The organism is Streptomyces sp. SID13031 (assembly GCF_010548305.1).
Taxonomy (GTDB): Bacteria; Actinomycetota; Actinomycetes; order Propionibacteriales; family Kribbellaceae; genus Kribbella.
Map to the genome: position 1 here is coordinate 569,091 of NZ_JAAGLV010000001.1, position 23,069 is coordinate 592,159.

The window sequence follows — 23,069 nt, forward strand, 5'->3', positions numbered from 1 at the left end:
AGCTCTGCACAACCTTGCTGGCTGGCCTGTGCAAAACTGGCAATATGATCCCGCTGTCTGCGCTGCTTGAGGAGGAAGGCCTCACGCTGCGACCGCTTCACCTTCCTCGGCCTGACGCGCGCCTGCGGTGGGTGGCGACGAGCGAACTGGTGGACCCCACGCCGTACCTCGAAGGCGAGGAACTGCTGCTGACCACCGGCCTGGCCATGTCGGGCTGGCGAGGTGAGTGGACCGCGTACGTCACCCGCCTCCGCGACGCAGGCGTGGCAGGACTTGGCCTGGGCACCGGCCTGACCCATCGAGTACCACCCCGAGGCCTGATCCGAGCCTGCGAGGAACTCGGCGTCAACCTGATCGAAGTCCCGCGCCTGACCGCCTTCGTCGCCATCAGCCGCCGCGCCGCCGACCTCCTGGAGAAGGAGGAGTCTCAAGCAGCCCGTACTGCCCTGGAACTGCAACGCCAACTGACTGCCGCAGCGGCGGGCTCCGATCCCGCCACCGCGATCCTGCGCCAACTCTCCAAATCCCTGAACGGCGTCGGCTGTCTACTGGCGCCGAATGGCCAGGTGCTGGCGGGGTCGCCGGGAGCTGTCGAGCTGGAGGAGATCCGGAACCGGATCAAAACGATGCGGCCGCAAGGCAGGCACGCGGCGCTGACGCTGAGCGAGCCGGGATTCGTGACCGTCGTCCAGCCGATCGGCCTGCACCAGCGCCCAGAAAGCTACCTCGTCACCGGCACCCCCGGACGTCCCACCGAGCCACAGCGGCGGGCGGTCGGTACTGCGGGCGCCCTGCTCTCCCTCGTCTCCCAACAGCAACGCGACCAGACCGACACCCGCCGCCGAGTAGCCGCCCGCGCCTTCGCCCTCCTCCTCACCGACGACCAACGCACCGCCGAACTCCTGCTGGACATCGCCCTACCCCACAACCCCACCATCCTCGCCGCCCATGCGCCAACAGCCTCCGCCGAACAGTCTGTCGACGACGCAGTTGTCGACGGGCTGGTTGTGGCGGAGGCTGCGTGTCCGCTTGCGGTGCTCGTCGAGGGGGAGCTGTTCGTCGTCAGCACAGCGGAAGGCGCGGAGCGCATCGCAGCTGAACTCGCGAGACTGGGGCTCCTCGTCGGAATAGGCAACCCAGCCGGCCCGCAGGGCCATGGCCGAAGCCCCCAGACTGCCGGACCGGACGGTCTCGGTGCGAGTCGGGAAACCGCCGTGCTGGCTCTCGCTCAAGCGACTGCCGCCTCGCCCGTGGTGCGGTGGAGCCAGCTTGTCCGCGAGGGGCTCAGCGCTCTGGTGGACGATCACCTTGCCGCCGCGTTCGCGGCTTCGTACCTGGAGTCGTTGACGGAGGAGCAGTTGGAGGTACTGCGGACCTTCCTCCGCCATCACGGGTCGCGGCTGAAAGTGGCTGAGGAGTTGGGGCTGCACCGGAACACGGTCCGCAACCGCGTCCGGCAGATCGAAGCGCAGCTGGGCGATTCGCTGGACAATCCCCAGGTCAGGATGACGGCCTGGTTCGCGCTGCAATATTCGGTGGCGGGTGGTCCGGGGCGCTGGTAACGTCCATCGTCTGTCTTTTCAGATCGAATCGAACCGGATGGCCTCCGGGGCGGGATCTTGCTCACAGCTGCCCACCCCCGACGATTCGAGGCTCTTTGTGATGGCCGAAACCACCCTGCTGCCCGCCGATCTCCAAGCCGAGCGAGACTTTCTCACCGAGGCGCGCGCGGCGCTAGCCCGCATGCACCACGTGGTGGAGGAGCGCGACGTCCCGCTGATCGGTGGCGAGGACAACGACGAACGCTTTACCAACGAAGCGAGCGAGCGGGCCAAGAAGCAACGCACCCAGGCGCTCGTCGACCTGCCCGACGTTCCGCTGTTCTTCGGCCGGCTCGACTACGAGGCCGGCACCATCGAAGGCCACGACCAGATCCACATCGGTCGACGGCACGTGCACGACGGCAGCGGCGTACCACTCGTCATCGACTGGCGCGCGCCAGTGTCCGTGCCGTTCTACCGCGCCACCCGCAGCGACCGCCAGCGACTCCTCATGCGCCGCCGCTACGGCTTCTCCGACCACGCCGCGCTGACCGGTTTCGAGGACGAGTCGTTGATCGGGGCCGTCGAGACCGATCAGGCCGAGACGTTCCTGCGCACCGAGATCGAACGTCCGCGCACCGGACCGATGCGCGACATCGTCGCCACGATCCAGCCGGAGCAGGACGACCTGGTCCGGGCACCGCTGCACCCGAGCGTCTGCGTGCAGGGCGCGCCCGGCACCGGCAAGACCGCCGTCGGCCTACACCGCGTGGCCTACCTGCTCTACACCGAGCGCGAGCGGTTGAGTCGCGGCGGCGTCGTGATCGTCGGGCCGAACCGCTCGTTCCTGTCCTACATCCGCAAGGTCCTGCCTGCGCTCGGCGAGGTCGACGTCCGCCAGATCACCATCGACGAACTGATCAGGCAGCCCGCCACGGCAGTGGACGAGCCCGCGGCCGCGCGGCTGAAGAGCGACGCCCGGATGGCACTCGTACTGCGACGAGCACTGTGGTCGCACGTCGGCGTACCGGCCGAGGGAATCCTTTACAGCAAGGGATCCCAGCGCTACCGGGTGCACGACTACGAGTTGGCGGAGATCGTCTCGGCCCTGCACGAGTCGACGAGATACGCGGCGGGGCGAGACGCCCTCGCGCAGCGGGTCGCGCACGCGGTACTGGTTCAGATGGAGCGGCGGGGCGAGTCGCCGGATGATCGCGTGCAGAATGCCGTGGCCCGCTCGAAGCCCGTGAAGACCTTGCTCGACGCGGTCTGGCCCAAGGTCGTACCGGAGCAGATCCTGCATCGGCTGCTCTCGAACGCCGAGTTCCTGGCGCAGTCGGCGGGGGAGGAGTTCACCGCGGACGAGTGCGCTGCCTTGCTTTGGGGCAAGCCGGTCCGCTCCTGGAAGTCGGCGAAGTGGTCGGTCGCGGACACCCTGCTGCTCGACGAGCTCAACGACCTGATCGAGCGCAGCACTGGCTCGCTCGGCCACCTCGTCCTGGACGAGGCGCAGGACTTGTCGGCCATGCAACTGCGTGCGCTGGCCCGCCGGTGCCGCACTGGCTCGGCAACAGTCCTCGGCGACCTCGCACAGGCGACCACGCCCTGGGCCGCGGGCTCCTGGGATCGAGTGCTCGGCCACCTCGAGAAGTCCGACGCCGTCGTCGCCGAGCTGGACCGGGGCTTCCGCGTACCGGACCAGATCATCGACTTCGCCGCGAAACTCCTGCCCCAGATCGCCCCCACCCTCGGCGTACCGCACGGCGTCCGCACAGTCGCCGACTCACTGAGCCTCGTCGAGACCGACGAGCAGTCCTTGGCCGGCACCCTCGTCGCCTCCTGCCGAACAGCCCTCGCCGGCGAAGGCTCGGTCGCCCTCATCGCCGCCGACGACCAGATCACCGCCCTGTACGACGTACTGGTGGCCGCCGGTCTCCAACCCGCTCTCCTCGGCGCGACAGAGGACGAGATGGACACGACCCGCCTGGTCTGCGTCCCGGCGACGCTCGCCAAGGGACTCGAGTTCGACTCCGTCGTGGTCGCCGAGCCGGCTCAGATCGTGGCAGCCGAACCTCGCGGCCTCCAACGCCTGTACGTCGTCCTGACCCGCGCCGTCAGCTCCCTCCGAGTCGTCCACGCAACCCCGCTGCCTGACGCCTTGAGCGTGGCAAGGTGAGGTGATGACCATCGAGGTTCGCCCGGCGTCGGTCTTCGAGGATGTCCGCGCCCTGGTCGGTCCGAAGTCGCTGACCGCCAATGTTTGCTGGTGTTTGAGTTATCGGATTCCGTCCAAGGTGAACAATGAGCTGCGCGGTCCCGAGCGTGGTGAGTACGTCGAGAAGCTGTGCCGTCAGAAGCCGGCTCCTGGGGTGCTTGCGTACGAGGGTGATGAGCCGGTGGGGTGGGCTGCGGTGGCGCCGCGGGCGGAGACTCAGTTCGCGGGCAATCGGCGGATCCCGCACGTGGACGACCTGCCGGTGTGGTCGCTGTGGTGTATCCGGGTTCGGCCTGGGCACCGCAAGTCGGGGCTCTCGCATGTGTTGATCGAGGGTGCGGTCGAGTTCGCCCGCGCCAACGGAGCGCCGATGGTGGAGGCCTATCCGCTCGACAACGGCGACGCCAAGGTCGACCTGACGATGGCCTACGCCGGGATCCGCAAGAACTTCGAGCGGGCGGGTTTCGTCAAGACCGCCGACACCACGTCAACGCTGGCAGGCCACCGCCGTGTTCTGATGCGCCTCGACCTGCGATAGCGCAAAGTCAGCTCAGCTGGCAGGGGCAGCCGATTCCGCCGTCACTGGCGGGTTTTTGTAGCACTGGCGTGCTGCATCATGCCAGCGGTACAACAACCCGCTAGTCGGCGCGGCGAGGGCCGTCTTCGCGCCCTCCCGCCGTGGGTGAACGTAAAGGGAGCCCGGGCGAGTGGTCGCCGGGCTCCCTTTGCGGGTGGTGTCAGGTCAGCTGAGGGTTGCGAGTGTGTCGTTCCAGGTCTTCGAGGGGCGCATGATCGCCTCGGCCTTGGCGGGGTCGGGCTGGTAGTAGCCGCCGAGGTCGACCGGGCTGCCCTGGACCGCGAGCAGTTCGTCGATGATCGTCTGCTCGTTGGCCGCGAGGGTTTCGGCCACCTGGGTGAAGGACTTCGCCAGGTCGGCGTCGTCGGTCTGCTTGGCCAGCTCCTGCGCCCAGTACAGGGAGAGGAAGAAGTGGCTGCCGCGGTTGTCGATGCCGCCGACGCGACGGGTCGGGGACTTGTCCTCGTTGAGGAAGGTCGCCGTCGCGCGGTCCAGGGTGTCCGCGAGGACCTGGGCGCGCGCGTTGCCGGTGGTCTGGGCCAGGTGCTCGAAGCTCGCGGCCAGGGCGAAGAACTCGCCGAGGCTGTCCCAGCGCAGGTAGTTCTCCTTCACCAGTTGCTGGACGTGCTTCGGCGCCGAACCGCCCGCGCCGGTCTCGAACAGGCCGCCGCCGGCCATCAGCGGGACGACCGACAGCATCTTCGCGCTGGTGCCCAGCTCGAGGATCGGGAACAGGTCGGTCAGGTAGTCGCGCAGCACGTTGCCGGTGACGGAGATGGTGTCCTCGCCCCGCCGGATCCGGTCCAGCGAGAACTTGATCGCGTCCACCGGGGCGAGGATCTTGAGGTCCAGGCCTTCGGTGTCGTACTCCGTCAGGTACTCGGTGACCTTGGTGATCAGCTTCGCGTCGTGCGCGCGCGTCTCGTCCAGCCAGAACACGGCCGGGTCGCCGGTGGCCCTGGCCCGGGTGACGGCGAGCTTGACCCAGTCGCGGATCGGCGCGTCCTTGGTCTGGCAGGCGCGGAAGATGTCGCCGGCGGCGACTTCCTGCTCCAGTACTACGTTGCCGTCGGCATCGACCACGCGGACCGTACCGGCCTGGGCCAGCTCGAAGGTCTTGTCGTGGCTGCCGTACTCCTCGGCCTTCTGCGCCATCAGGCCGACGTTCGGAACCGAGCCCATCGTCGACGGGTCGAAGGCGCCGTTCGCGCGGCAGTCGTCGAGTACGACCTGGTAGATCCCGGCGTAGCTGCTGTCCGGCAGGACGGCGAGGGTGTCGTGCTCGCCGCCGTCCGGGCCCCACATGTGGCCCGAGGTGCGGATCATGGCCGGCATCGAGGCGTCGACGATCACGTCGGACGGCACGTGCAGGTTGGTGATGCCCTTGTCGGAGTCGACCATCGCGAGCGCCGGGCCGTCGGCCAGCTCCGCGGCGAAGGACGCCTTGATCGCGTCGCCGTCGGGCAGCGCGGCCAGGCCGTTGTAGATCCCGCCGAGACCGTCGTTGGGGGACAGGCCGGCCGCGGCCAGCGTCTCGCCGTACTGCGCGAAGGTCTTCGGGAAGAACCTGCGGACCACGTGCCCGAACACGATCGGGTCGGACACCTTCATCATGGTGGCCTTCAGGTGCACCGAGAACAGCACGCCCTCGGCCTTGGCCCGGGCGATCTGGGCGGTCAGGAACTCGTCCAGCGCGGCGACGTGCAGCACGGAGGAGTCGACGACCTCACCGGCCAGCACCGGGATCGACTCACGGAGTACGGACGGCTGGCCGTCGGCGCCGGCGAACTCGATCCGCAGCGTGCCGTCGGCCTCGATCACGGTTGACTTCTCGGTCGAGCGGAAGTCGCCGGCGTCCATCGTGGCGACGTTCGTCTTCGAGTCGGCGGTCCAGGCGCCCATCCGGTGCGGGTGGGTCTGCGCGTACTTCTTCACCGAGGCGGGCGCGCGGCGGTCGGAGTTGCCCTCGCGCAGGACCGGGTTCACGGCCGAGCCCTTGGTGCTGTCGTAGCGGGTGCGGATGTCGCGCTCTTCGTCGGTCTTCGGCTCGTCCGGGTAGTCCGGGAGCGCATAGCCCTGGCTCTGCAGCTCCGCGATCGCGGTCTTGAGCTGCGGGGCCGAGGCGGACACGTTCGGCAGCTTGATGATGTTCGCGCCCGGCGTCTTGGTCAGCGCGCCGAGCTCGGCGAGCGCGTCCGGGACCCGCTGGGCCTCGGTCAGGTAGTCGCCGAAGACGGCGATGATCCGCCCGGCCAGCGAGATGTCCCGGGTCTCCACGCCCACCCCTGCCTGCGCGGCGTACGCCTGGATCACCGGCAGGAACGAGTACGTCGCCAGGGCCGGGGCTTCGTCAGTGTGGGTGTAGATGATGGTCGACTCAGTCACTCGCGTCTGTCCTCTGCTCCGTCGATGTCGCTCCTCGGGCCACCCCGTGGAGGCAACCCCACCTTAGTCGGCGGTGCGAGCGACTCCCTCAGTGAGTGGTGATGCTCACTGATTGGTCTGTTCGGAGGTGGCCGACCCCTTCCGCAGGCGGCTGATGAGGTTTACCTTCAAGGTCCATGTGAGCGCTCTCACGCGGACCATTCCCCCTCTCGCCCCCTTCCGCCCCGGAGGTGCAGTCGTGATACCCACCCCTGTCAAGAACCGTCGACGCCGCATGCGTTGGCGTGCGGCCGTCGCCGCGCTCGTCCTGGCCGTCTGCTCGACCCTCCTGGTGGGCGGCGTAGCGACAGCAGCTGACGACTACACCCAGTCGGCCACCTCGCTGAATGCGACTCAGGCCCAGATTTCGTTCACGCCGACCACTTCGGCGCTCTACGTCGACGTGCACTACATCGTCACCGGCCAGGGTCAGCAGAACTTCCGGATGGACCTCACTGGCGGCACCTGGCGCAAGACGGTCAGCGGGCTGTCCACGGGCAGCGTGATCGACTACTGGTTCACGTACGAGAAGAGCGGCCCGCAGTACGACACCCCGCACTTCAGCTACACGCACGGCGGCGGTACTACGACGGTCGCGACACCGACCTTCTCCCCGGCGGCCGGCACCTACGCGACCGCGCAGTCGGTGACGATCTCGACTGCCACGTCGGGTTCGACCATCCGCTACACGCTGGACGGCTCCACGCCGACGGCGTCCTCCGCGCTCTACAGCGGCGCGATCTCCATCTCCACCAACACCACGGTGAAGGCGATCGGCCTGAAGTCCGGCTCGACCACGTCCGCGGTCGCCACGGCCGGGTACGTGATCGGTACGCCGGTCGCGACGCCGACCTTCTCCCCGGCCGGTGGTAGCTACACGACCGCGCAGACGGTGACGATCTCCACCGCGACGTCCGGCTCGACCATTCGGTACACGGTGGACGGGTCCACGCCGACGGCGTCCTCGACGCTCTACAGCGGGCCGATCAGCGTGCCGTCGACGCGGACGGTCAACGCGATCGGCATCAAGTCGGGTCTCGCGAACTCCGCCGTCGCGAGTGCGACGTACACGATCGGTACTGCCCAGAGCTGCACGACGCAGCCCGACGTACCGAACTTCGGCCCGAACACGCGGATCTTCGACCCGAGCATGTCGGCCGCGACGATCCAGGCGCAGCTCGACGCGGACTTCAACGCGCAGAAGGACACGCTGACCGCGCAGATGGCGAACCGCCGGGTGGCGCACCTGTTCAAGCCGGGCGCGTACAGCGTGCACGACGACGTCGGCTACTACACCTCGGTCGCCGGCCTCGGCCAGAACCCCGGTGACGTCGTCATCAACGGCGCGATCACGGTCGACGCGTTCAACGAGTCCGACCAGGGCGTGGCGTTGCAGAACTTCTGGCGGTCCGCGGAGAACATGGCCGTGAACCCGATCGGTGGCTCGAACCGCTGGGCCGTCGCGCAGGCGGCGCCGTTCCGCCGGATGGACATCCGCGGCAACCTGCAGCTCTACCCGGCCAGCTACGGCTTCGCCAGCGGTGGCTACATCGCTGACACGAAGGTGTCGGGCGAGACCGCGTCCATCTCGCAGCAGCAGTGGTACACCCGGGACAGCAACCTCGGCAGCTGGGCCGGCGGCGTGTGGAACATGGTGTTCTCCGGTACGCCGGGCGCTCCGCCGACCACCTTCCCGAACCCGCCCGAGACCACGCTGGCCACGACTCCGGTCTCACGCGATGTGCCGTACCTGTACATCGACAGCGCTGGGAAGTACCGGGTGTTCACGCCGTCGCTGCGGACCAACGCCTCGGGCGCCAGCTGGGCGAACGGGTCCACTCCTGGTACCTCGATCCCGATGAGCCAGTTCTACGTGGTGAAGGCGGGCGACACGGCGTCGACCATCAACTCGGCGCTCTCGTCGGGGTGCAACCTGTTCTTCACCCCGGGCGTCTACCACCTCAACCAGACGCTCAACGTGACGAGGGCCAACACCGTCGTACTGGGTATCGGCTACCCGACGCTGATCCCCGACGGCGGGGTCAACGCGATGCAGGTCGCGGACGTCGACGGCGTCCGGATCAAGGGCATCCTGTTCGACGCCGGTACGACGAACAGCGCCGCGCTGCTGACCGTCGGCCCGTCGGGATCCTCCGCGAGCCACGCGGCGAACCCGACCACGCTGCAGGACGTGTTCTTCCGGATCGGCGGCTCGATCGCCGGTCACGCGACGACGAGTCTTGTTGTCAACAGCAACAACACGATCATCGACCACATCTGGGCCTGGCGCGCCGACCACGGCAACGCGGGCACCTGGGGCTGGACGCAGGCCACCGGCGATACGGGATTGCTTGTCAACGGCAACAATGTGCTGGCGACCGGGTTGTTCGTCGAGCACTACCAGAAGACCCAGGTGATCTGGAACGGCCAGGGCGGCAAGACGATCTTCTTCCAGAACGAGATGCCGTACGACGTCCCGAACCAGGCCAGCTGGAACCGCCCGAGCGGCCGCAACGGCTTCGCGGCCTACAAGGTCGGCGACAACGTCACCTCCCATGAGGCATGGGGTCTGGGCAGCTACAACTTCTTCAACGTCAACCCTTCGGTGAGCGCCTACAACGCGTTCGAGGTACCGAACAACGCGAACGTCCGCTTCCACAGCCTGTGCACGGTCTCACTCAACTACCAAGGCCTGATCACCCACGTCATCAACGACACGGGCGCCGTCACACCACCGGGCACAGTCCCGGTCAACGTAGTCAGCTACCCGTAGCTGACAGCGCGGCCTTCGATGTCGGCCGGGCGGACCACAAGGTTCGCCCGGCCGGCGACGGTCCGAGGTGGCGGCTACACCGGCTCAATCAGGAAGACCGGGAGGATTCGGTCGGTCTTGGTCTGGTAATCGGCGTAGTCGGGCCAGGCCTCGACCGATCGCGCCCACCACAGCTCGCGCTCCTCGCCCTCCAGTTCGCGGGCGGCGAAGTCACTGGTGACCTCGCCGTCCTGCAACTGGAGCTTCGGCTCGGCCTTCAGGTTGTAGTACCAGACCGGGTGCTTCGGTGCACCGCCGAGCGACGCCACCACGGCGTACTGGCCGCCATGCTCGACCCGCATCAACGGCACCTTGCGGACCTTGCCGGTCTTGGCGCCTCGCATGGTCAGAAGCACCACGCCCTTGCCCTGGTCGATCACCGTGGTCGTTCCGGCCTGCTCGATCTTCTCCACCATGTCCGCGACGAACGACATCGGGCTGGGGGCATACTCGGTTTCTGATGACATGCCACCCATCATACTGATGACGCGTCACCAATGCCAGAGCTCGCTAGGGCGAGCCATTCGCTGCGGGCTGGTCGGTCCGGTCGAGTGGCAGCGCTACCTCGATCACGGTGCCGTAGCCGATGTGGCTGACGAAGTCGATCGATCCGCCGAGCGCTTCGACCCGGTCGCGCAGCCCGATCAGACCCGACCCACGCCGAGGCTCGGCCCCGCCGAGGCCGTCGTCACGGACCCGGAGCCGCAGCCTGCCGTCGTGTTCGCCGAGAGTCACCTCGGCCTGCGACGCGTCGGCATGTTTGGCGACGTTGGTGAGTGCCTCGGACACGACGTAGTACGCCGCCGCTTCCACCGGCGGTGAATAGCGGGAGGCGGTGCCGATACTCAGCTCGACCGGGACCGCCGATCGCCGGGCAAGCATCCGGAGCGCCGCACCGAGGCCGCCTCTGGACAGGATCGAAGGGTGAATGCCGCGCGCCATCTCGCGAAGTTCGTCCACCACCTCGGTGAGGCCTTCGGAGAGCCGTTCGAGGTCGTCCCGGATCATCGGCAGGTGGCCGGGTACTCCGTCCTGGATGAGGCGCACTTCGAGCGCCAGTGAGACGAGCCGCTGCTGGGCCCCGTCGTGCAGGTCCCGCTCGATCCGCCGGCGGGTCTCGTCGGCGGTGGCGACGATGCGCGCGCGGGACCGGTTCAGCTTGGTGTGCGCCTCGGCGTTCGCGATGGCGGTGGCGACGAGTTCGGTGAAGGCGGCAATCTGTGCCTCCGTGTTCGCCGCGAAGGGAGCGTCTCGTTTGGTCGAGGCGGCGATCACGCCCCAGAGCTTGCCGTCCACCACGATCGGGCAGCCGATCGACGAGCGGATCCCCAGCGCACGCGCTTCGTCGGCGATCCCTCCGGTGGCGCCGGCGAAGCTGTCGAGCCGGACCGGTCCGCCGGTCCGCCGGACGTCCCGGGCCACGCTCAGCCCTTCGAGGTCGAACCGCGTGTCGACGGCCAGCTGAGCCGGCCCGCTGCTCCAGGCGGCGACCGCGGACACTGTCCCGTCCACCTCGTAGCGCTCCATCCGGGCGAGATCGGCCCCGCACAGCAGCCCGACCTCCCGGGTCACGGCCTTGAACACCGCCGGCGACTCGACCGACTCCGCGACCAGCGTCGCGACCCGCCGTAATCCGGACTGCTCCATTGTCAGCCGCTCCGCCTCGACGGCAGCCCGTCGCGACCGTGCCGCCAGTTCGGCCACCACGGCTGCAGTCACCAGGAACACGCCGAGCGCCACCGCGTCCCGCGCCTCTGCGATCCGGAAGGAACCCGCCGTCCGCAGGAACAGGACAGCGAAGACGCAGACACTGATGAGTGAGGTCAGCGCGGCCAGCCGTGCTCCCCACCCGACGGCGACCGGCATCACCGCGAACAGATAGAGCACCAACAGGCTCAGCGGCGGAAGAGCCGGCTCGAGCAGTGCGATGACCCCGGAGACGGCAGCCACCAGCGCCACGCTGGTCAGTACCCCGCGCAACCAGCGAGCGATAGGCAGATTCAACCGGGTCCAGGCCATCTCGTCGCCATCCTTCAGCCGAACGCTAGCAGTTGCCGGGTACTGCGCGATTCCCGCTAACCGGTACGGGAGTGGGCGTCTGCCAGGATGATTTGCGACCCTGGTCGGTCGAGTGTGGCAGGTATGAAGGCTTCCATGCACGTACTCCGAACGGCCGTGGCGATGACGGGAGTCGTCGTCGCGGCGACGGCCGGGCTGACCGCCTGTGGCGACAAGACGACGTCCACGGGCAGCGCCCCGCCCGCGAACACGAAAGTGGGCATCCTGCTGCCCGACACGGCGACCTCGCCGCGTTGGGTCTCCGCCGACCCCACCGAACTCCGCAAGCAGTGCACCGCGAACAACCTCACCTGCTACATCGACAACGCGAACGGCAGCGCGACCACCCAGCAGTCCCAGGCGCAGGCCCTGATCAACAGCGGCGTCGGCGTCCTGCTGGTCGTGAACCTGGATTCGGGTTCCGGCAAGGCGATCGAGGCTCTCGCCCAGCAGCACAACGTCGTCACGATCGACTACGACCGGCTGACCGCGGGCGGCACCGCGTCGTACTACGTGTCCTACGACAACGTGAAGGTCGGCGCGGACCAGGGAACTGCGCTGACTCAGGCCGCTGAGGTGAAGGGCAAGACTGCGGTCGGCTACGTCGAGATCGACGGGGCGCCGACCGACAACAACGCGGCCCAGTTCGCCCAGGGCTACAACTCCGTACTCTCGAAGCAGCCTGGCTGGACCAAGCTGGCCGATCAGACCGGCAACTGGGACGCCGCCACCGCGCAGACCGTGTTCACCACGATGCTCGGCCAGCACCCCAACCTCAACGCGGTGATGGTTGCCAACGACACCATGGCGCAATCCGTCATCAACGTGCTCAAGGCCCAGGGCCTCGCGGGCAAGGTCGCCGTCTCCGGGCAGGACGCCAGCGCCGGTGGACTCGACAACGTCATGGCCGGTACCCAGGCCTTCACCATCTACAAGCCGGTCGCCGGTGAGGCGGACGTGGCCATCAAGCTCGCCGGCCAGATCCTCGCGGGTCAGAAGCCGACCGCGCCGACGACGGTCAAGGATCCGACGAGCGGCCGCGAGGTTCCCGCGTACCTGGCCGATCCGACCGTGATCACCAAGGCGAACGTGGCCCTGCCCGTGACCGATGGCTACGTGACCGCCGCGGCCGTCTGCCCCACCCCCGCGCTGGTGAGCCTGTGCGCGGCCAACGGCATCAAGACGCCATGACGTCCCAGCCCATACCGTCCCAGCCCAGCCTGGAACTGCGGGGCATCGACAAGTCCTTCGGTCCGGTCCACGTGTTGTCGTCGGTGAACTTCACCGCCAAGGCCGGGGAGGTGACCGCCCTCGTCGGCGACAACGGGGCAGGGAAGACGACCCTGGTCAAATGCATCGGCGGCATCTACCGGGTCGACGCGGGGGAGTTGATCTTCGACGGCACGTCCCGCACCGTCAACGGACCCCGGGACGCCGGGCTGCTCGGGGTCGAGATCGTCTACCAGGATCTCGCGCTGGCCGACAACCTCGACATCGTCCAGAACATGTTCCTCGGCCGCGAGCAGGTCACCCAGCTGCGCACGCTCGACGAGAACTCGATGGAGAATCTGGCCCGGCAGGCGCTGACCTCACTGTCGGTGCGGACGGTCCGATCGGTGCGGCAGCGGGTGGCGAGCCTGTCCGGCGGCCAGCGCCAGACGGTGGCGATCGCCAAGTCGGTGCTCTGGCAGTCGAAGGTCGTCATCCTGGACGAGCCGACGGCGGCACTCGGCGTCGCCCAGACCGAGCAGGTTCTCGACCTGGTCCGCCGGCTGGCCGAGCAGGGCGTCGCCGTGATCCTGGTGTCGCACAACATGAACGACGTGATGCGGGTCGCAGACTCCATCGGCGTACTCTTCCTGGGCCGGATGGCGGCCCAGGTCAGACGCAAGGACGTGACCCAGACGCAGGTGGTCGAGTTGATCACGGCGGGTCGATCGGGTGACCTGGGGTTGTCGCCCGAAGAGTCTTCCGGAGCGGCCGTATGAGCGCGCAGGTCGACGACCTCGTCCAGCAGGACGAGCCCGGGCCGGACGAGCCGAGCGAGGGACTGGCCGCGCTGGGCGCCTACCTCAGGGACTATCTCGCCCGGGTGCGGGGCGGCGAGCTCGGCTCGATTCCGGCGCTGGTCGGCCTGGTCGTCATCACCGGCGTCTTCGCGTGGGTGCATCAGGGCTTCCTGAGCGCCTACAACCTGGAGGCGCTGGTGATCCAGGCGGCGCCGATCATCGTGATGGCGATGGGCCTGGTTTTCGTGCTGCTGCTCGGCGAGATCGACCTGTCCGCCGGCACGACGGGTGGCCTGTGCTCGGCCATCACGGCCGTCCTGATCCTGCGGCACGGGGCGTCGTGGTGGCTGGCGCTGGTCGTCGGTCTGGCCGTCGGTCTGGTCATCGGTTTCGGCATGGGCTGGCTGCGCGCCCGGGTGGGCATCCCGTCGTTCGTCATCACGCTGGCGACGTTCCTGGCGTTCCAGGGCGTCACCCTGATCCTCATCGGCGGCCAGGGGTCGGTGATCCTGCCCGACACCTCGCCGCTGATCAAGCTGGAGAACAGCTTCGTACCGCTCTGGCTCGGGTGGGTCCTGCTGGCGCTGGTCATCGTCGGATACGCCGCGATCAAGGTCAACGACGAGCTCCGGCGCCGGCGCTCCGGACCCTCGAGGGCACCGTTCTCCGTGATCGCGGCGAAGGTCGTCGTACTGGCGGTGCTCGGTGCGGCGTTCACGTACGAGATGGGGGTCAACCGCAACCTGTCCACCAACGCGTTCTTCAGCAACAAGGCGCAGGGCATGCCGTGGGTCGTGGTACTGCTGCTGATCCTGTTCACGGGGTGGAACTTCGTCCTCGGCCGGACGCGGTACGGCCTTCACCTGTACGCCGTCGGCGGTAACGAGGAGGCGTCGCGGCGGGCCGGCATCGTCGTGTCCCGGATCCGCATCTCGGTGTTCGTCATCTGCTCCGGTATGGCCGCCGTCTCCGGCGTCATCGCGGCCTCGCTGCTGCAGTCGGTGCAGTCGAACGCCGGCGCGGGCAACACCTTGTTGCTGGCCGTCGGCGCCGCGGTCATCGGCGGCACGTCGCTGTTCGGTGGGCACGGCCGCATCATCGACGCCGTTCTCGGCGGGCTGGTCGTCGCCGTCATCATCAACGGTATGAGCGACCTCATCCAGGGTGCGAACTCGGCCGGCTACGAGTGGGTCGTCACCGGCGCCGTGCTGCTCCTCGCCGCGGGCTTCGACGCGGTGGTCCGGCGAGCGCGGGCGACCTAGCGCGGTTCGATCGGAAGGTCGACGAGCAACGTGGTGCCCACACCGACCGGGCTGGAGACCGAGATCGTGCCATTGAGCGCCTCGACCCGGTCCGCCAGCCCGGTCAGGCCTGACCCGCGATCGGGCGCCGCGCCGCCACGTCCGTCGTCGCGGACCGACAGGCGCAAATGGCCGCCGCTGACCCGGGCGTCGATCCACACCGTCGATGCGCCGGCGTGCTTGGCCGTGTTGGCAAGCGCCTCGGACACGACGTAGTACGCACAGACCTCGACCGGCTCCGGTGGTCTGTCCACTACCTCCACGGCGACTTCCGACACGACCGGACTGCGGCGAGCGAGCGCCTTGAGGGCCGGACCAAGGCCGCCTTCGGTCAGGATCGCCGGGTGGATGCCCCGGGACAGCTCGCGCAGCTCGTCGAGCGCGGTGGTGAGTTCGTGTGCGGCGTCGGCGAGCTGCGCGCGTACCTCCGGGTGCTCAGCCGGTACCGCCGCCTCGCCCGCGCGGAGCTGCAGCGCAAGCGACACCAGCCGCTGTTGGGTGCCGTCGTGCAGGTCGCGCTCGATCTTCTGCCGGGCCCGGTCCGCAGCCGCGACGATCCGGACCCGCGAACCGGCCAGCTCCCGCCGTCCTTGCTCGACTGCCGCGGCCATGGTGTTGAAGCTCCGCTGCAGTACTCCGATCTCGCCCACGCCACGGCCGGGCACCCGGGCGCCCAGATCGCCCGCTGCGAGTCGCCCGGCCATGGCGGCGGTACGGCGTACCGGACGGAGGATTCTCGAGTTCAGGTACCAGGTGAACAGCGCCACCAGCAGGACCGAGCCGGTCAGGCCCGCGGCTGCGGCGATGATCGCGCGGCGGGCCACGTCGTCCGCGCTGTCCTGCCGCGCGACCGCCAGTTGCCCCTCGGCCGCGAGCAGCTGGTCGAACTGCGTTCGCATCGCGTCGACCCGCCGCTTGTCCTCCTCGGTCGCCGCCTGGACGTTGACGGAGGTCCTGTCCCGTCGGGCGGCGGCGATCAGCGGTTCGGAGTATTCGTGCAGGTAGGAGGTACCGGCCTGGTCGAGGCGCTCGGCACGGGCGTGCTGCTCGGCACTGCCCGCGACGAGGGCCTCCAGCGCGGTGGCCTGCTGCGGGAACGCCGCGCGCGCCTGCAGCCAGGGCTGCAGGAACTCCTCGGACCCGGTCAGCAGGAACCCACGCTGGCCGGTCTCCAGGTCGACGACCAGCCGCTCCAGCCGGTTGGCGGCGACCAGCACGTCTTCGGATTGCTGCGCCCGCTGCTCCATTGCCTGCAGGTCCGCCACCGATGAGAGCAGTACGGCGAAGGTTGCGCCGATCATCACGGCAAGCAGGCCGGTCGCGATCATCGTGCGAACGGTCAGGCCGCCCCTAAGGTCCACTGACACCATCGAGCGTCTCTGTGATGGCGGTGCCGGACAAGGCCGTCTTCGAGAGGAACCCGATCGCCGGGCTGGCGGCGATCAGGTCTGCGTAGTCCTCCTCGGAATGGAGGGAGATCAAGATGATCGGAGCCACGGCCCCGCCGGCCTGCTCAGCCAGGCGCCCGGCCAGCCGCAGCCCGCTCTCGCCGCCGAGGTCGATGTCGACCAAGAGCACATCGGGCCGCAGCTCGGCCGCGAGCCTGAGTGCCTGCGCACCGGTCGACGCCGTACCGATCACCGAGATACCGTCACGTTCCAGCACCGTCCGCGCGACCGCGAGAAAGTGGGCGCTGTCGTCGACGATCAGGCACCGAAGCATGTTCTTACCATGTCAAGGCGTTCCGCCGGCCGCATTCCCGGTAGCCGGAATGCGGAACCGGCTCCTCGCAACGAGCGGTGCGAGCCGGATCTGCTCACCGGTGACGAACCTCGAGGAGTGCGGCATGGGCCGCATCCGCGGTGAGCCGTCGCGCGACATCCTTCGCCAGCAGCCCCGCGATGACCGGCCCCAGCCGGCCCGTGCGCGGTGATGGCCGCAGCGGGTCCTCGACCAGCGCGGTCAGCGTCGCCAAGACGTCGGCCTTGGCGAACGGAGCGCTGCCCTCGATGACGGCGTACAGCGTCGCGCCGAGCGAGAAGAGGTCGGCCGCCGGCGCGGGCTTGTCGCCACGGAACTGCTCGGGTGAGATGAAGGCGGGGCTCCCTTCGAGCACCTCCCGCGGACAGTCCAGTTCGTCGTCATCCAGGCAGGCGATGCCGAAGTCGGTCAGCACCACCCGGCCGTCGTCGCAGAGCTGCACATTGGCGGGCTTGACGTCGCGGTGGACGACACCCGCTCGGTGGACGGCCCGCAGCGTGTCGAGCAGCCGCAGCCCGAGGTCGGCCACCTGGTCTATCGACAGCGGCCCGTCGTGCGCGACTGTGTCCGCCAAGGTGCGGCCTGACAGTGGTTCCATCACGATCCAGGGGAGGCTGCCCTCCCGCAGGACGTCATAGATCCGGACCACCCCGTCATGGTTGACCCGTGCGGCCGCCCGTGCTTCGTTGACGGCGCGCACCCGGGCCGCTCTGTTCGCATGCATCGACTTCGCATCGCGAGCGAGGTACTGCTTGAGAGCGACCGGCCGGCGCAGGAGTTCGTCCTCCGCCAGCCAGACCCGGCCCATGCCGCCTCGCCCCAGCAATGACTGGAGCCGGAATCGACCTGCGATCAGTCGACCGGCCGGCTCGTTCGCCGGTCCACCGAAGGGGCCGAGAGCTCCGATCGTCGGCCCGACCGCGACCGTGCTCTCCGTCAGTAGGTTCACTGGACTGATCGCAGGTCGCCGGTTTCTGAGCGAAGTATTCATACGCCAAGCGTCTGATGTCGCTGACCACGGAGTCGTCACCGGCTGCGGGCATCCCCTTTACCCGCTAGCGGGAAGTCGCGCTGGGCGGCAGCCGCAATCCTCCCACGTTCCTTGAACGCGACCGTCCGACCCGACGTATGAAGGGTAGAGAAAGCCCAATAGATCAAGGAGAAACGTCGAAATGAAACGCATCGCATTCGTGCTCGGTACGGCTGTGATCGGGCTGTCCACCCTGACCGCCTGCGGGGGTGGCGCCAGCGCGGCGCCGGCCGCGCCGAACACGCCCGCGCAGAGCACCCCCAGCCCGTCGGCTCCGGCCACCGGTGGCGCGGCCGCGTTGTCCACGGCCACCGTCGGGAACTTCGGCAAGATAGTTGTCGACGGCACCGGTCGCACCCTGTACGTCTACGACCTGGACACCGCGAACCCCTCGAAGTCGAACTGCGACGGCTCATGCGCGACGGCCTGGCCACCGCTGCTGGCCGGAACCGGTACGCCGAAGTTGACCGGCGTCGCTGCCACATCGGTGGGTACGGTGACCCGCACGGACGGCACCAAGCAGGTGACTCTTGCCGGGTGGCCGCTCTACTACTTCGCCCAGGACACCAAGGCCGGTGACGCGAACGGTCAGGCCGTCGGCGGGATCTGGTGGGTCGTCGGCCCGAACGGCCAGAAGATCACCACGAAGGCAGCCGCGAGCAACTCCTCCGGAACCTCCGGCCACTGATCCGCTCGTCCGGCGGCGCTCCGCGTAGTCGTTCGTGACCGAAAGGTCCTGGTACCCGGAATGTCTGGGGGAGCGGCGTACGAGAAGCTGGTCTTATGGTTCTGCGTTGCTTCATCGTCGACGACAGCCGCCACTTCCTGGCGGCCGCCCAAGCTCTCCTCGAGCGGGAAGGTTTCTCCGTGGTAGGCGTTGCGTCCACCACCGAGGAGGCGCTGCGACGGGTGGAGGAGGCCGAGCCGGATGTCGTGCTCGTCGATCTCGATCTCGGCGGCGAGAGCGGTTTCGAGCTCGTCCGGCGGTTTCAGCACGAGACCACCCTGGACCAGTCGAAGGTGATCCTGATCTCCACCTACTCCGAGGAGGACCTCGGGGACCTGGTCAGCGCCGCCCCGGTCGCGGCGTTTCTGTCCAAGACCCACCTCTCGGGCCGCGCCATCCGGCGGATCCTCGGTACCTGCTAGCAGGTACGACGGATTCCGGCCAGCGGTCCGACGGGATGGGCGCTCACCTGGACGACGCCGCTCGCCAGGCGGGCGATGCTCAGGAGGTGAGATCCCTGTGCCATACCGAGGACCTGAGGGACCGCTTCGAGGCCGAGGCGGTTCCGCTGCTGCCCCGACTGCGGGTCGCGGCCCTGCGGCTGACGAGGAATCACGCCGATGCGGAGGACCTGCTGCAGGAGACGTACCTGCGGGCCTACCGCGGCTTCGCCCGCTTCGAGCGCGGCACGAACCTGACCGCCTGGCTGCACCGGATCCTGCGGAACACGTTCATCAACGGTTACCGCAAGCGACAGAACGAACCGATGATGGTTCCCGCCGACCCGTGGCACTTCGACAGCTCCAGGGGCCACGTCGAGGCGTCCGCTGAAGCCACCGTGATCGACTCGATCGCGGACGAACGCCTGACGCAGGCGCTCGCGGCGCTGCCCGAGCGGTACCGGCGGGTGGTCCTGCTGTACGACGTCGACGGCTTCAGCTACCGGGAGATCGCCGAAATCGTCGGCGTACCCCGCGGGACCGTGATGTCACGCCTTCATCGGGGCCGAAGGACCCTCAGGGCGCGGCTGCAGCCGGCCGCCGACGGCGTGCACCTCGCCGCCTGAGCTGATGGCTGGTCCAGGCTCGGCGGGTGGCGCGGTGGCGATACCCTGGGGCATGACGATCAACTCGTCGGGCGAGCTGTCCGGGAGCAACGAGGGTGCCGGCCGCGCCCGGGTTCTGCTGGCCGAGGACGATGTCCTGCTGCGCGAGGGGCTGGCCAGCCTGCTCGAGCGGTCGGGGCTCGAGGTCGTCGGGCAGACCGGCAACAGCCAGTGGATCCTCCCGCTGGTACGCGAGTTGAAGCCCGACCTGGTCGTGCTGGACATCCGGATGCCGCCGACGAACACCACCGAAGGGCTGGACGCTGCCCGGGAGATTCGCAACGAGTTCCCGGCGACCGGCATCCTGGTGCTCTCGGCCCATGCAGAGGTCGAGCACGCGATGGAACTGCTGGCGACCGGTCAGCGGATCGGCTACCTGCTGAAGAGCCGCGTGACGGATGTGGACGAGTTCATCGACACGCTGGGGCGGATCGTCCGGGGCGGCTCGGTGATGGACCCCGCGCTGGTGCAGGAACTGGTGAGCGCCCGCCGCCACAACGACCCGCTCGCCGGGCTCAGCCCGCGGGAGCGCGAGGTGCTCGAGCTGATGGCGGAGGGCCGATCGAACGCCGGCATCGCCCGGCGGCTCTGGGTGACCGAGGGCACCGTGGAGAAGCATGTCCGGCATGTCCTCGCCAAGCTGAGCCTGCCCGAGACCGACGAGGACCATCGCCGGGTGCTCGCCGTGGTCACCTACCTGGAGACCCGCTGACCGGCTGATAGGTGATGCCGAACGGAGCGAAGACCTCGTGCAGGTAGCGGTCGCTCTGCTCGTCGTACGTCACGGTGTAGACCGCCGCCTCGCGGAGTTGCTGGATCGTCAGCGCGACGCCGGCCTTGCGGGCCACGATCATCTCGACGGAGATCAGCATCGCCATCGCGGAAGGCATCGTGGACGCCTGCGGAGCGGACTGCGAGAACTTCAGCCAGACCGGCCGGGTCGTTGCCTGATGCAACATCGAGCGCCGGACAGTGCCGTCGTGGTGAGGGATCGCGCCGCGCGATCCGGCGCGGGCAGCTGTCAGTTTTCGGGTGAGCAGCCTCGACCGGGCCGCCAGGGTACGGAACAGGGTCATGCTCTCGATGGTGGTCGACGCACGTTCGTTCGTCGTTGACGCCAGCCTCCCAATCGAGTTCCCGCTATCCGGTAGTCAGGACGGCCGCTGGCGGTGACGAAACCCGCGCGCGAAACCGGCACATTTGCAGAAAGCAGCGGCAGATGTCGCCGTCGAACCCGTCAGGAGGCTGCGGTCGTGCGGAGCAGAGAATGGGCCGTGGTGTCGGTGGCGCTGCTTCCACTGCTGGGGCCCGGCGTGCTCGGCAGCGGACCGGCCGGCGATCGGCTGCCTGCCGTGACCCACGTGACTTCGCCCGCGGACCGAGCCGAGGTGGCCGCCGCAGCGGTGGCGGCCGGTTCGCTGCAGCGACCCTATGTTCTGAAGGCGTTCGCAGCGGGACACAGCGTCGACGAGGTGGTCCGGTTCGCGAGCTTGATCCGGGGCAGGAAACCGATGTGGCTGCGGACCCACCTCAACCTGGTCGACCCCGACGGGTCATGGCTTGTCACCTACCACGCAGCTCTGGTGCGGCAGGTCGACAACACGACGTGCGGGTCGACGGTGATCCTGATGGCGCGAGCGATCGCCGATCCGATCTATGCGTTCTCCCTGACCAGCGGCGGCAGCGGCGACCGCGCGGCGGCAACGACCGACCAGTTCGAAGCACGTCTCGGCGCCGAGGAACAACGCATCCACGACGCGACCAACACCATCTGGCCGAAGAAGTTCGGTACCACACCATCGGGGGTGGCGGCCGAGCTGAACCGGTACGCAGGCGCGCTCGGTACGCGGTACGACGCCCAGCTCGTCGGCCGCCATGGTCAGGTGCTCCGCAACGCGGTGACGGCTGCTCGCTCCGGCCTGCCCGTCCCGGTCCTCATCGGCGATTGGCTCCCGCGCCACTACGTCCTGCTGATCGGCGTGGACTCGGAAGGCCTACTGTTCTACGAACCGGACCAGGCCACCCTGATCCGGGTCGGCGTGCAGGATTTCCTTGACGGCAAGGCGGACGCACTGGGATTTCCGCACGTCCAGGCCGTGATCGCACCGGTCAGGACAGGGTGATCAGGCGGGAGCCGTGGGCGGGGACTGCCTTGGCGGTCCAGGACTTGTTGGCCTTGCCGAGGTCCTGGCGATTCACCAGATCGCGGACCTTCTGCTTGCCGTGCAGACCGAGCTGGTTCCACTGCACGGTGATGTCGGATGGCTGGTCCCCGAGGTTGTAGACGGCGACGGCGAGGCGGCCGCCGGGGAGGCGCTTCTTCCAGATCTGCAGGGTTCCGGTGGCGACCTGGGTCGGGATCACGCCGGCCTGGTCGACCGCGATCACTTCACGATTGGTCAGGATCGAGACAGCCTTGCGGTCGATGTTGGCGAGGTCGCCGCCGACGTACAGGGGTGACGAGGCCATCGACCAGAACGTCATCACGCTCTGCCGTTCGGTGTCGTTGATGCCGTCCTGGATGCCCTTGCCGGTGTTGTTGTTGATCGGCATCGAGTCGAGGTCCGGCCAGTAGTTCGGCTTGACCACGTCGAGCCAGTTCGGCAGGTCCTCCCACCGGTTGTCGACCGAGCTGGTCCAGGTCGCCACGGTGTTGCAGTAGCACTCGACGTCGGTGTCGACGCGGACGCTGTTCGCCCAGGGGGCCAGCCCTTCGCCGGCGTCGCGTGGTACCGGCCAGGCGCTCGCGGTCAGCCACATCTTGCGGCAGCTCTGGTCGATCGCCTTGGACCACGCCTTGATGTCGGCGATGTTGTCGGTGGTGACGCCGTCGACCTTGACGAAGTCGACACCCCAGGAGGCGAAGCGCTTCGCGATCGAGTCGAAGTACGCCTGGGCGCAGGGTTTGGTGAAGTCGATCTTCCAGTCGCCGCCCCACATGTTGGTCTTGGTCAGCGGGTAGACGGTGATGTCCTGCGTGGTGCAGCCAGTGCCGAGGATCGGGGCGTTCTTGTCGTAGATCGCAGTCTGCAGGCCGGCACCGCCGTACAGGCCGATCTTGAGTCCCTTGCTGTGGACGTAGCGGGCCAGGCTGGCGATGCCGTTCGGGAAGCGCACCGGATCGGCTTCGGGAATGCCGTTGGCGTCGGTACGGAACTCCCAGCCCCAGTTGGCGTTCCAGCCGGCGTCGAGGTTGATGTTGGTGTAGCCGGCGTGTTTGAGGTTCTTGGCCATCGAGTCGGCGGTGGCCTTGATGTGGTCCTCGGTGAGCCACTTCGTTCCGTAGTCGGGGTTGCTGGAGGACTGGACGCTCCAACTGCTCCACCCCATGAACGGTTTGACGCTGAAGTCGCTCTTGGCTTCGGCCGTTGCACTGGTGGACACCAGCGTCGTGGCCAGGACAACGGGAAGGGCAGTCGCCAACGCGACGGCACGGCGGAAGAAACGGGCGGTGGGCATGGCGGGGTCACCTTTCGTCACAGGTCCGGTCGACCACGGATCCATGCCCG

20 protein-coding genes are annotated in these 23,069 nt (G+C 68.3%); 12 read left to right on the forward strand and 8 right to left on the reverse strand.

Annotation, left to right across the window (positions count from 1 at the left end; translation table 11 throughout):
- Positions 1-44 precede the first annotated feature (44 nt).
- The 3 genes from G3I17_RS02540 to G3I17_RS02550 all read left to right on the forward strand — a co-directional run bounded on the left by G3I17_RS02540 (position 45) and on the right by G3I17_RS02550 (position 4,294).
- Positions 45-1,562, forward strand: coding sequence for a PucR family transcriptional regulator (locus G3I17_RS02540; RefSeq protein ID WP_239062090.1), 1,518 nt, complete (start codon positions 45-47; stop codon positions 1,560-1,562).
- Positions 1,563-1,662: 100 nt separating this feature from the next.
- Positions 1,663-3,717 carry an AAA family ATPase gene (locus tag G3I17_RS02545; protein WP_164593509.1) on the forward strand — a complete coding sequence of 685 codons (2,055 nt, stop codon included), beginning with the start codon at positions 1,663-1,665 and terminating at the stop codon, positions 3,715-3,717.
- A 4-nt stretch (positions 3,718-3,721) separates the two neighbouring features.
- Positions 3,722-4,294: a GNAT family N-acetyltransferase gene (locus G3I17_RS02550; RefSeq protein WP_164593510.1), complete on the forward strand. Its 573-nt coding sequence runs from the start codon at positions 3,722-3,724 to the stop codon at positions 4,292-4,294.
- Between the two features lie 204 nt (positions 4,295-4,498).
- Here G3I17_RS02550 and G3I17_RS02555 read toward each other — a convergent pair whose 3' ends face one another.
- Positions 4,499-6,718 (reverse strand): NADP-dependent isocitrate dehydrogenase, encoded by a 2,220-nt coding sequence (locus G3I17_RS02555; protein WP_164593511.1) that lies wholly within the window; start codon positions 6,716-6,718, stop codon positions 4,499-4,501.
- A 274-nt stretch (positions 6,719-6,992) separates the two neighbouring features.
- Between G3I17_RS02555 and G3I17_RS02560 the strand changes: the two genes are divergently transcribed.
- The gene (locus tag G3I17_RS02560; protein ID WP_239062091.1) at positions 6,993-9,530 is read left to right on the forward strand and encodes a chitobiase/beta-hexosaminidase C-terminal domain-containing protein; all 2,538 of its coding nucleotides are present in this window, start codon (positions 6,993-6,995) and stop codon (positions 9,528-9,530) included.
- Positions 9,531-9,604: 74 nt separating this feature from the next.
- On the opposite strand, the gene G3I17_RS02565 is transcribed toward G3I17_RS02560, so the two are convergent.
- Together G3I17_RS02565 and G3I17_RS02570 are read right to left on the reverse strand one after the other, a co-directional pair.
- Positions 9,605-10,036, reverse strand: coding sequence for a nitroreductase family deazaflavin-dependent oxidoreductase (locus G3I17_RS02565; protein WP_164593512.1), 432 nt, complete (start codon positions 10,034-10,036; stop codon positions 9,605-9,607).
- Positions 10,037-10,079: 43 nt separating this feature from the next.
- A complete protein-coding gene (locus G3I17_RS02570) occupies positions 10,080-11,588 on the reverse strand; it encodes a DUF4118 domain-containing protein (protein WP_164593513.1) in 1,509 nt (502 codons plus the stop codon).
- A gap of 123 nt (positions 11,589-11,711) precedes the next feature.
- Here G3I17_RS02570 and G3I17_RS02575 point away from each other — a divergent pair, with 123 nt between their 5' ends.
- From G3I17_RS02575 to G3I17_RS02585, 3 genes are read left to right on the forward strand one after another with little or no spacing between them, the layout of a single operon-like run.
- A complete protein-coding gene (locus tag G3I17_RS02575) occupies positions 11,712-12,818 on the forward strand; it encodes a substrate-binding domain-containing protein (RefSeq protein ID WP_203589620.1) in 1,107 nt (368 codons plus the stop codon).
- Complete coding sequence (locus tag G3I17_RS02580) at positions 12,815-13,615, forward strand: ATP-binding cassette domain-containing protein (RefSeq protein WP_164593514.1); 801 nt, start codon at positions 12,815-12,817, stop codon at positions 13,613-13,615. Before G3I17_RS02575 ends, G3I17_RS02580 begins: the two co-directional genes overlap by 4 nt.
- Complete coding sequence (locus G3I17_RS02585; protein WP_164593515.1) at positions 13,612-14,898, forward strand: ABC transporter permease; 1,287 nt, start codon at positions 13,612-13,614, stop codon at positions 14,896-14,898. Before G3I17_RS02580 ends, G3I17_RS02585 begins: the two co-directional genes overlap by 4 nt.
- Here the strand turns inward: G3I17_RS02585 and G3I17_RS02590 are convergent.
- From G3I17_RS02590 to G3I17_RS02600, 3 genes are all read right to left on the reverse strand, one after another.
- On the reverse strand, positions 14,895-16,265 hold the full coding sequence (locus tag G3I17_RS02590) for a CHASE3 domain-containing protein (protein WP_164593516.1): 1,371 nt from the start codon (positions 16,263-16,265) through the stop codon (positions 14,895-14,897). The genes G3I17_RS02585 and G3I17_RS02590 overlap by 4 nt on opposite strands.
- A gap of 22 nt (positions 16,266-16,287) precedes the next feature.
- On the reverse strand, positions 16,288-16,659 hold the full coding sequence (locus G3I17_RS02595) for a response regulator transcription factor (RefSeq protein WP_164593517.1): 372 nt from the start codon (positions 16,657-16,659) through the stop codon (positions 16,288-16,290).
- Positions 16,660-16,753: 94 nt separating this feature from the next.
- Positions 16,754-17,647 carry a serine/threonine-protein kinase gene (locus G3I17_RS02600; protein WP_164593518.1) on the reverse strand — a complete coding sequence of 298 codons (894 nt, stop codon included), beginning with the start codon at positions 17,645-17,647 and terminating at the stop codon, positions 16,754-16,756.
- A gap of 223 nt (positions 17,648-17,870) precedes the next feature.
- Between G3I17_RS02600 and G3I17_RS02605 the strand changes: the two genes are divergently transcribed.
- The 4 genes from G3I17_RS02605 to G3I17_RS02620 all read left to right on the forward strand — a co-directional run bounded on the left by G3I17_RS02605 (position 17,871) and on the right by G3I17_RS02620 (position 20,272).
- Entirely contained in the window at positions 17,871-18,416 is a 546-nt protein-coding gene (locus G3I17_RS02605) for a hypothetical protein (protein WP_164593519.1), read from the forward strand.
- A 95-nt stretch (positions 18,417-18,511) separates the two neighbouring features.
- The gene (locus G3I17_RS02610) at positions 18,512-18,877 is read left to right on the forward strand and encodes a response regulator (protein ID WP_164593521.1); all 366 of its coding nucleotides are present in this window, start codon (positions 18,512-18,514) and stop codon (positions 18,875-18,877) included.
- 35 nt (positions 18,878-18,912) lie between these two features.
- Positions 18,913-19,521, forward strand: coding sequence for a sigma-70 family RNA polymerase sigma factor (locus G3I17_RS02615; protein WP_164593523.1), 609 nt, complete (start codon positions 18,913-18,915; stop codon positions 19,519-19,521).
- A 52-nt stretch (positions 19,522-19,573) separates the two neighbouring features.
- Entirely contained in the window at positions 19,574-20,272 is a 699-nt protein-coding gene (locus G3I17_RS02620) for a response regulator transcription factor (protein ID WP_164593525.1), read from the forward strand.
- On the opposite strand, the gene G3I17_RS02625 is transcribed toward G3I17_RS02620, so the two are convergent.
- Positions 20,250-20,636, reverse strand: a complete 387-nt coding sequence (locus G3I17_RS02625; RefSeq protein ID WP_164593527.1) for a hypothetical protein — start codon at positions 20,634-20,636, stop codon at positions 20,250-20,252. The genes G3I17_RS02620 and G3I17_RS02625 overlap by 23 nt on opposite strands.
- A 177-nt stretch (positions 20,637-20,813) precedes the next feature.
- On the opposite strand from G3I17_RS02625, the gene G3I17_RS02630 reads away from it, so the two are divergent.
- The gene (locus G3I17_RS02630) at positions 20,814-21,683 is read left to right on the forward strand and encodes a hypothetical protein (RefSeq protein WP_164593529.1); all 870 of its coding nucleotides are present in this window, start codon (positions 20,814-20,816) and stop codon (positions 21,681-21,683) included.
- Here the strand turns inward: G3I17_RS02630 and G3I17_RS02635 are convergent.
- Positions 21,670-23,019, reverse strand: a complete 1,350-nt coding sequence (locus tag G3I17_RS02635; RefSeq protein ID WP_203589621.1) for a glycoside hydrolase family 27 protein — start codon at positions 23,017-23,019, stop codon at positions 21,670-21,672. The two genes, G3I17_RS02630 and G3I17_RS02635, sit on opposite strands and share 14 nt — an antisense overlap.
- Between the last annotated feature and the right edge of the window lie 50 nt (positions 23,020-23,069).

What these genes read in the sequence shown, in the direction of transcription:
- G3I17_RS02540 (WP_239062090.1), top strand. Translation starts at nt 45, where the DNA reads ATGATCCCGCTGTCTGCGCTGCTTGAGGAGGAAGGCCTCACGCTGCGA.
- G3I17_RS02545 (WP_164593509.1), top strand. Translation starts at nt 1,663, where the DNA reads ATGGCCGAAACCACCCTGCTGCCCGCCGATCTCCAAGCCGAGCGAGAC.
- G3I17_RS02550 (WP_164593510.1), top strand. Translation starts at nt 3,722, where the DNA reads ATGACCATCGAGGTTCGCCCGGCGTCGGTCTTCGAGGATGTCCGCGCC.
- G3I17_RS02560 (WP_239062091.1), top strand. Translation starts at nt 6,993, where the DNA reads ATGCGTTGGCGTGCGGCCGTCGCCGCGCTCGTCCTGGCCGTCTGCTCG.
- G3I17_RS02565 (WP_164593512.1), bottom strand. Translation starts at nt 10,036, where the DNA reads ATGTCATCAGAAACCGAGTATGCCCCCAGCCCGATGTCGTTCGTCGCG.
- G3I17_RS02570 (WP_164593513.1), bottom strand. Translation starts at nt 11,588, where the DNA reads ATGGCCTGGACCCGGTTGAATCTGCCTATCGCTCGCTGGTTGCGCGGG.
- G3I17_RS02575 (WP_203589620.1), top strand. Translation starts at nt 11,712, where the DNA reads ATGAAGGCTTCCATGCACGTACTCCGAACGGCCGTGGCGATGACGGGA.
- G3I17_RS02580 (WP_164593514.1), top strand. Translation starts at nt 12,815, where the DNA reads ATGACGTCCCAGCCCATACCGTCCCAGCCCAGCCTGGAACTGCGGGGC.
- G3I17_RS02585 (WP_164593515.1), top strand. Translation starts at nt 13,612, where the DNA reads ATGAGCGCGCAGGTCGACGACCTCGTCCAGCAGGACGAGCCCGGGCCG.
- G3I17_RS02590 (WP_164593516.1), bottom strand. Translation starts at nt 16,265, where the DNA reads ATGATCGCGACCGGCCTGCTTGCCGTGATGATCGGCGCAACCTTCGCC.
- G3I17_RS02595 (WP_164593517.1), bottom strand. Translation starts at nt 16,659, where the DNA reads ATGCTTCGGTGCCTGATCGTCGACGACAGCGCCCACTTTCTCGCGGTC.
- G3I17_RS02605 (WP_164593519.1), top strand. Translation starts at nt 17,871, where the DNA reads ATGAAACGCATCGCATTCGTGCTCGGTACGGCTGTGATCGGGCTGTCC.
- G3I17_RS02610 (WP_164593521.1), top strand. Translation starts at nt 18,512, where the DNA reads ATGGTTCTGCGTTGCTTCATCGTCGACGACAGCCGCCACTTCCTGGCG.
- G3I17_RS02615 (WP_164593523.1), top strand. Translation starts at nt 18,913, where the DNA reads ATGGGCGCTCACCTGGACGACGCCGCTCGCCAGGCGGGCGATGCTCAG.
- G3I17_RS02620 (WP_164593525.1), top strand. Translation starts at nt 19,574, where the DNA reads ATGACGATCAACTCGTCGGGCGAGCTGTCCGGGAGCAACGAGGGTGCC.
- G3I17_RS02625 (WP_164593527.1), bottom strand. Translation starts at nt 20,636, where the DNA reads ATGACCCTGTTCCGTACCCTGGCGGCCCGGTCGAGGCTGCTCACCCGA.
- G3I17_RS02635 (WP_203589621.1), bottom strand. Translation starts at nt 23,019, where the DNA reads ATGCCCACCGCCCGTTTCTTCCGCCGTGCCGTCGCGTTGGCGACTGCC.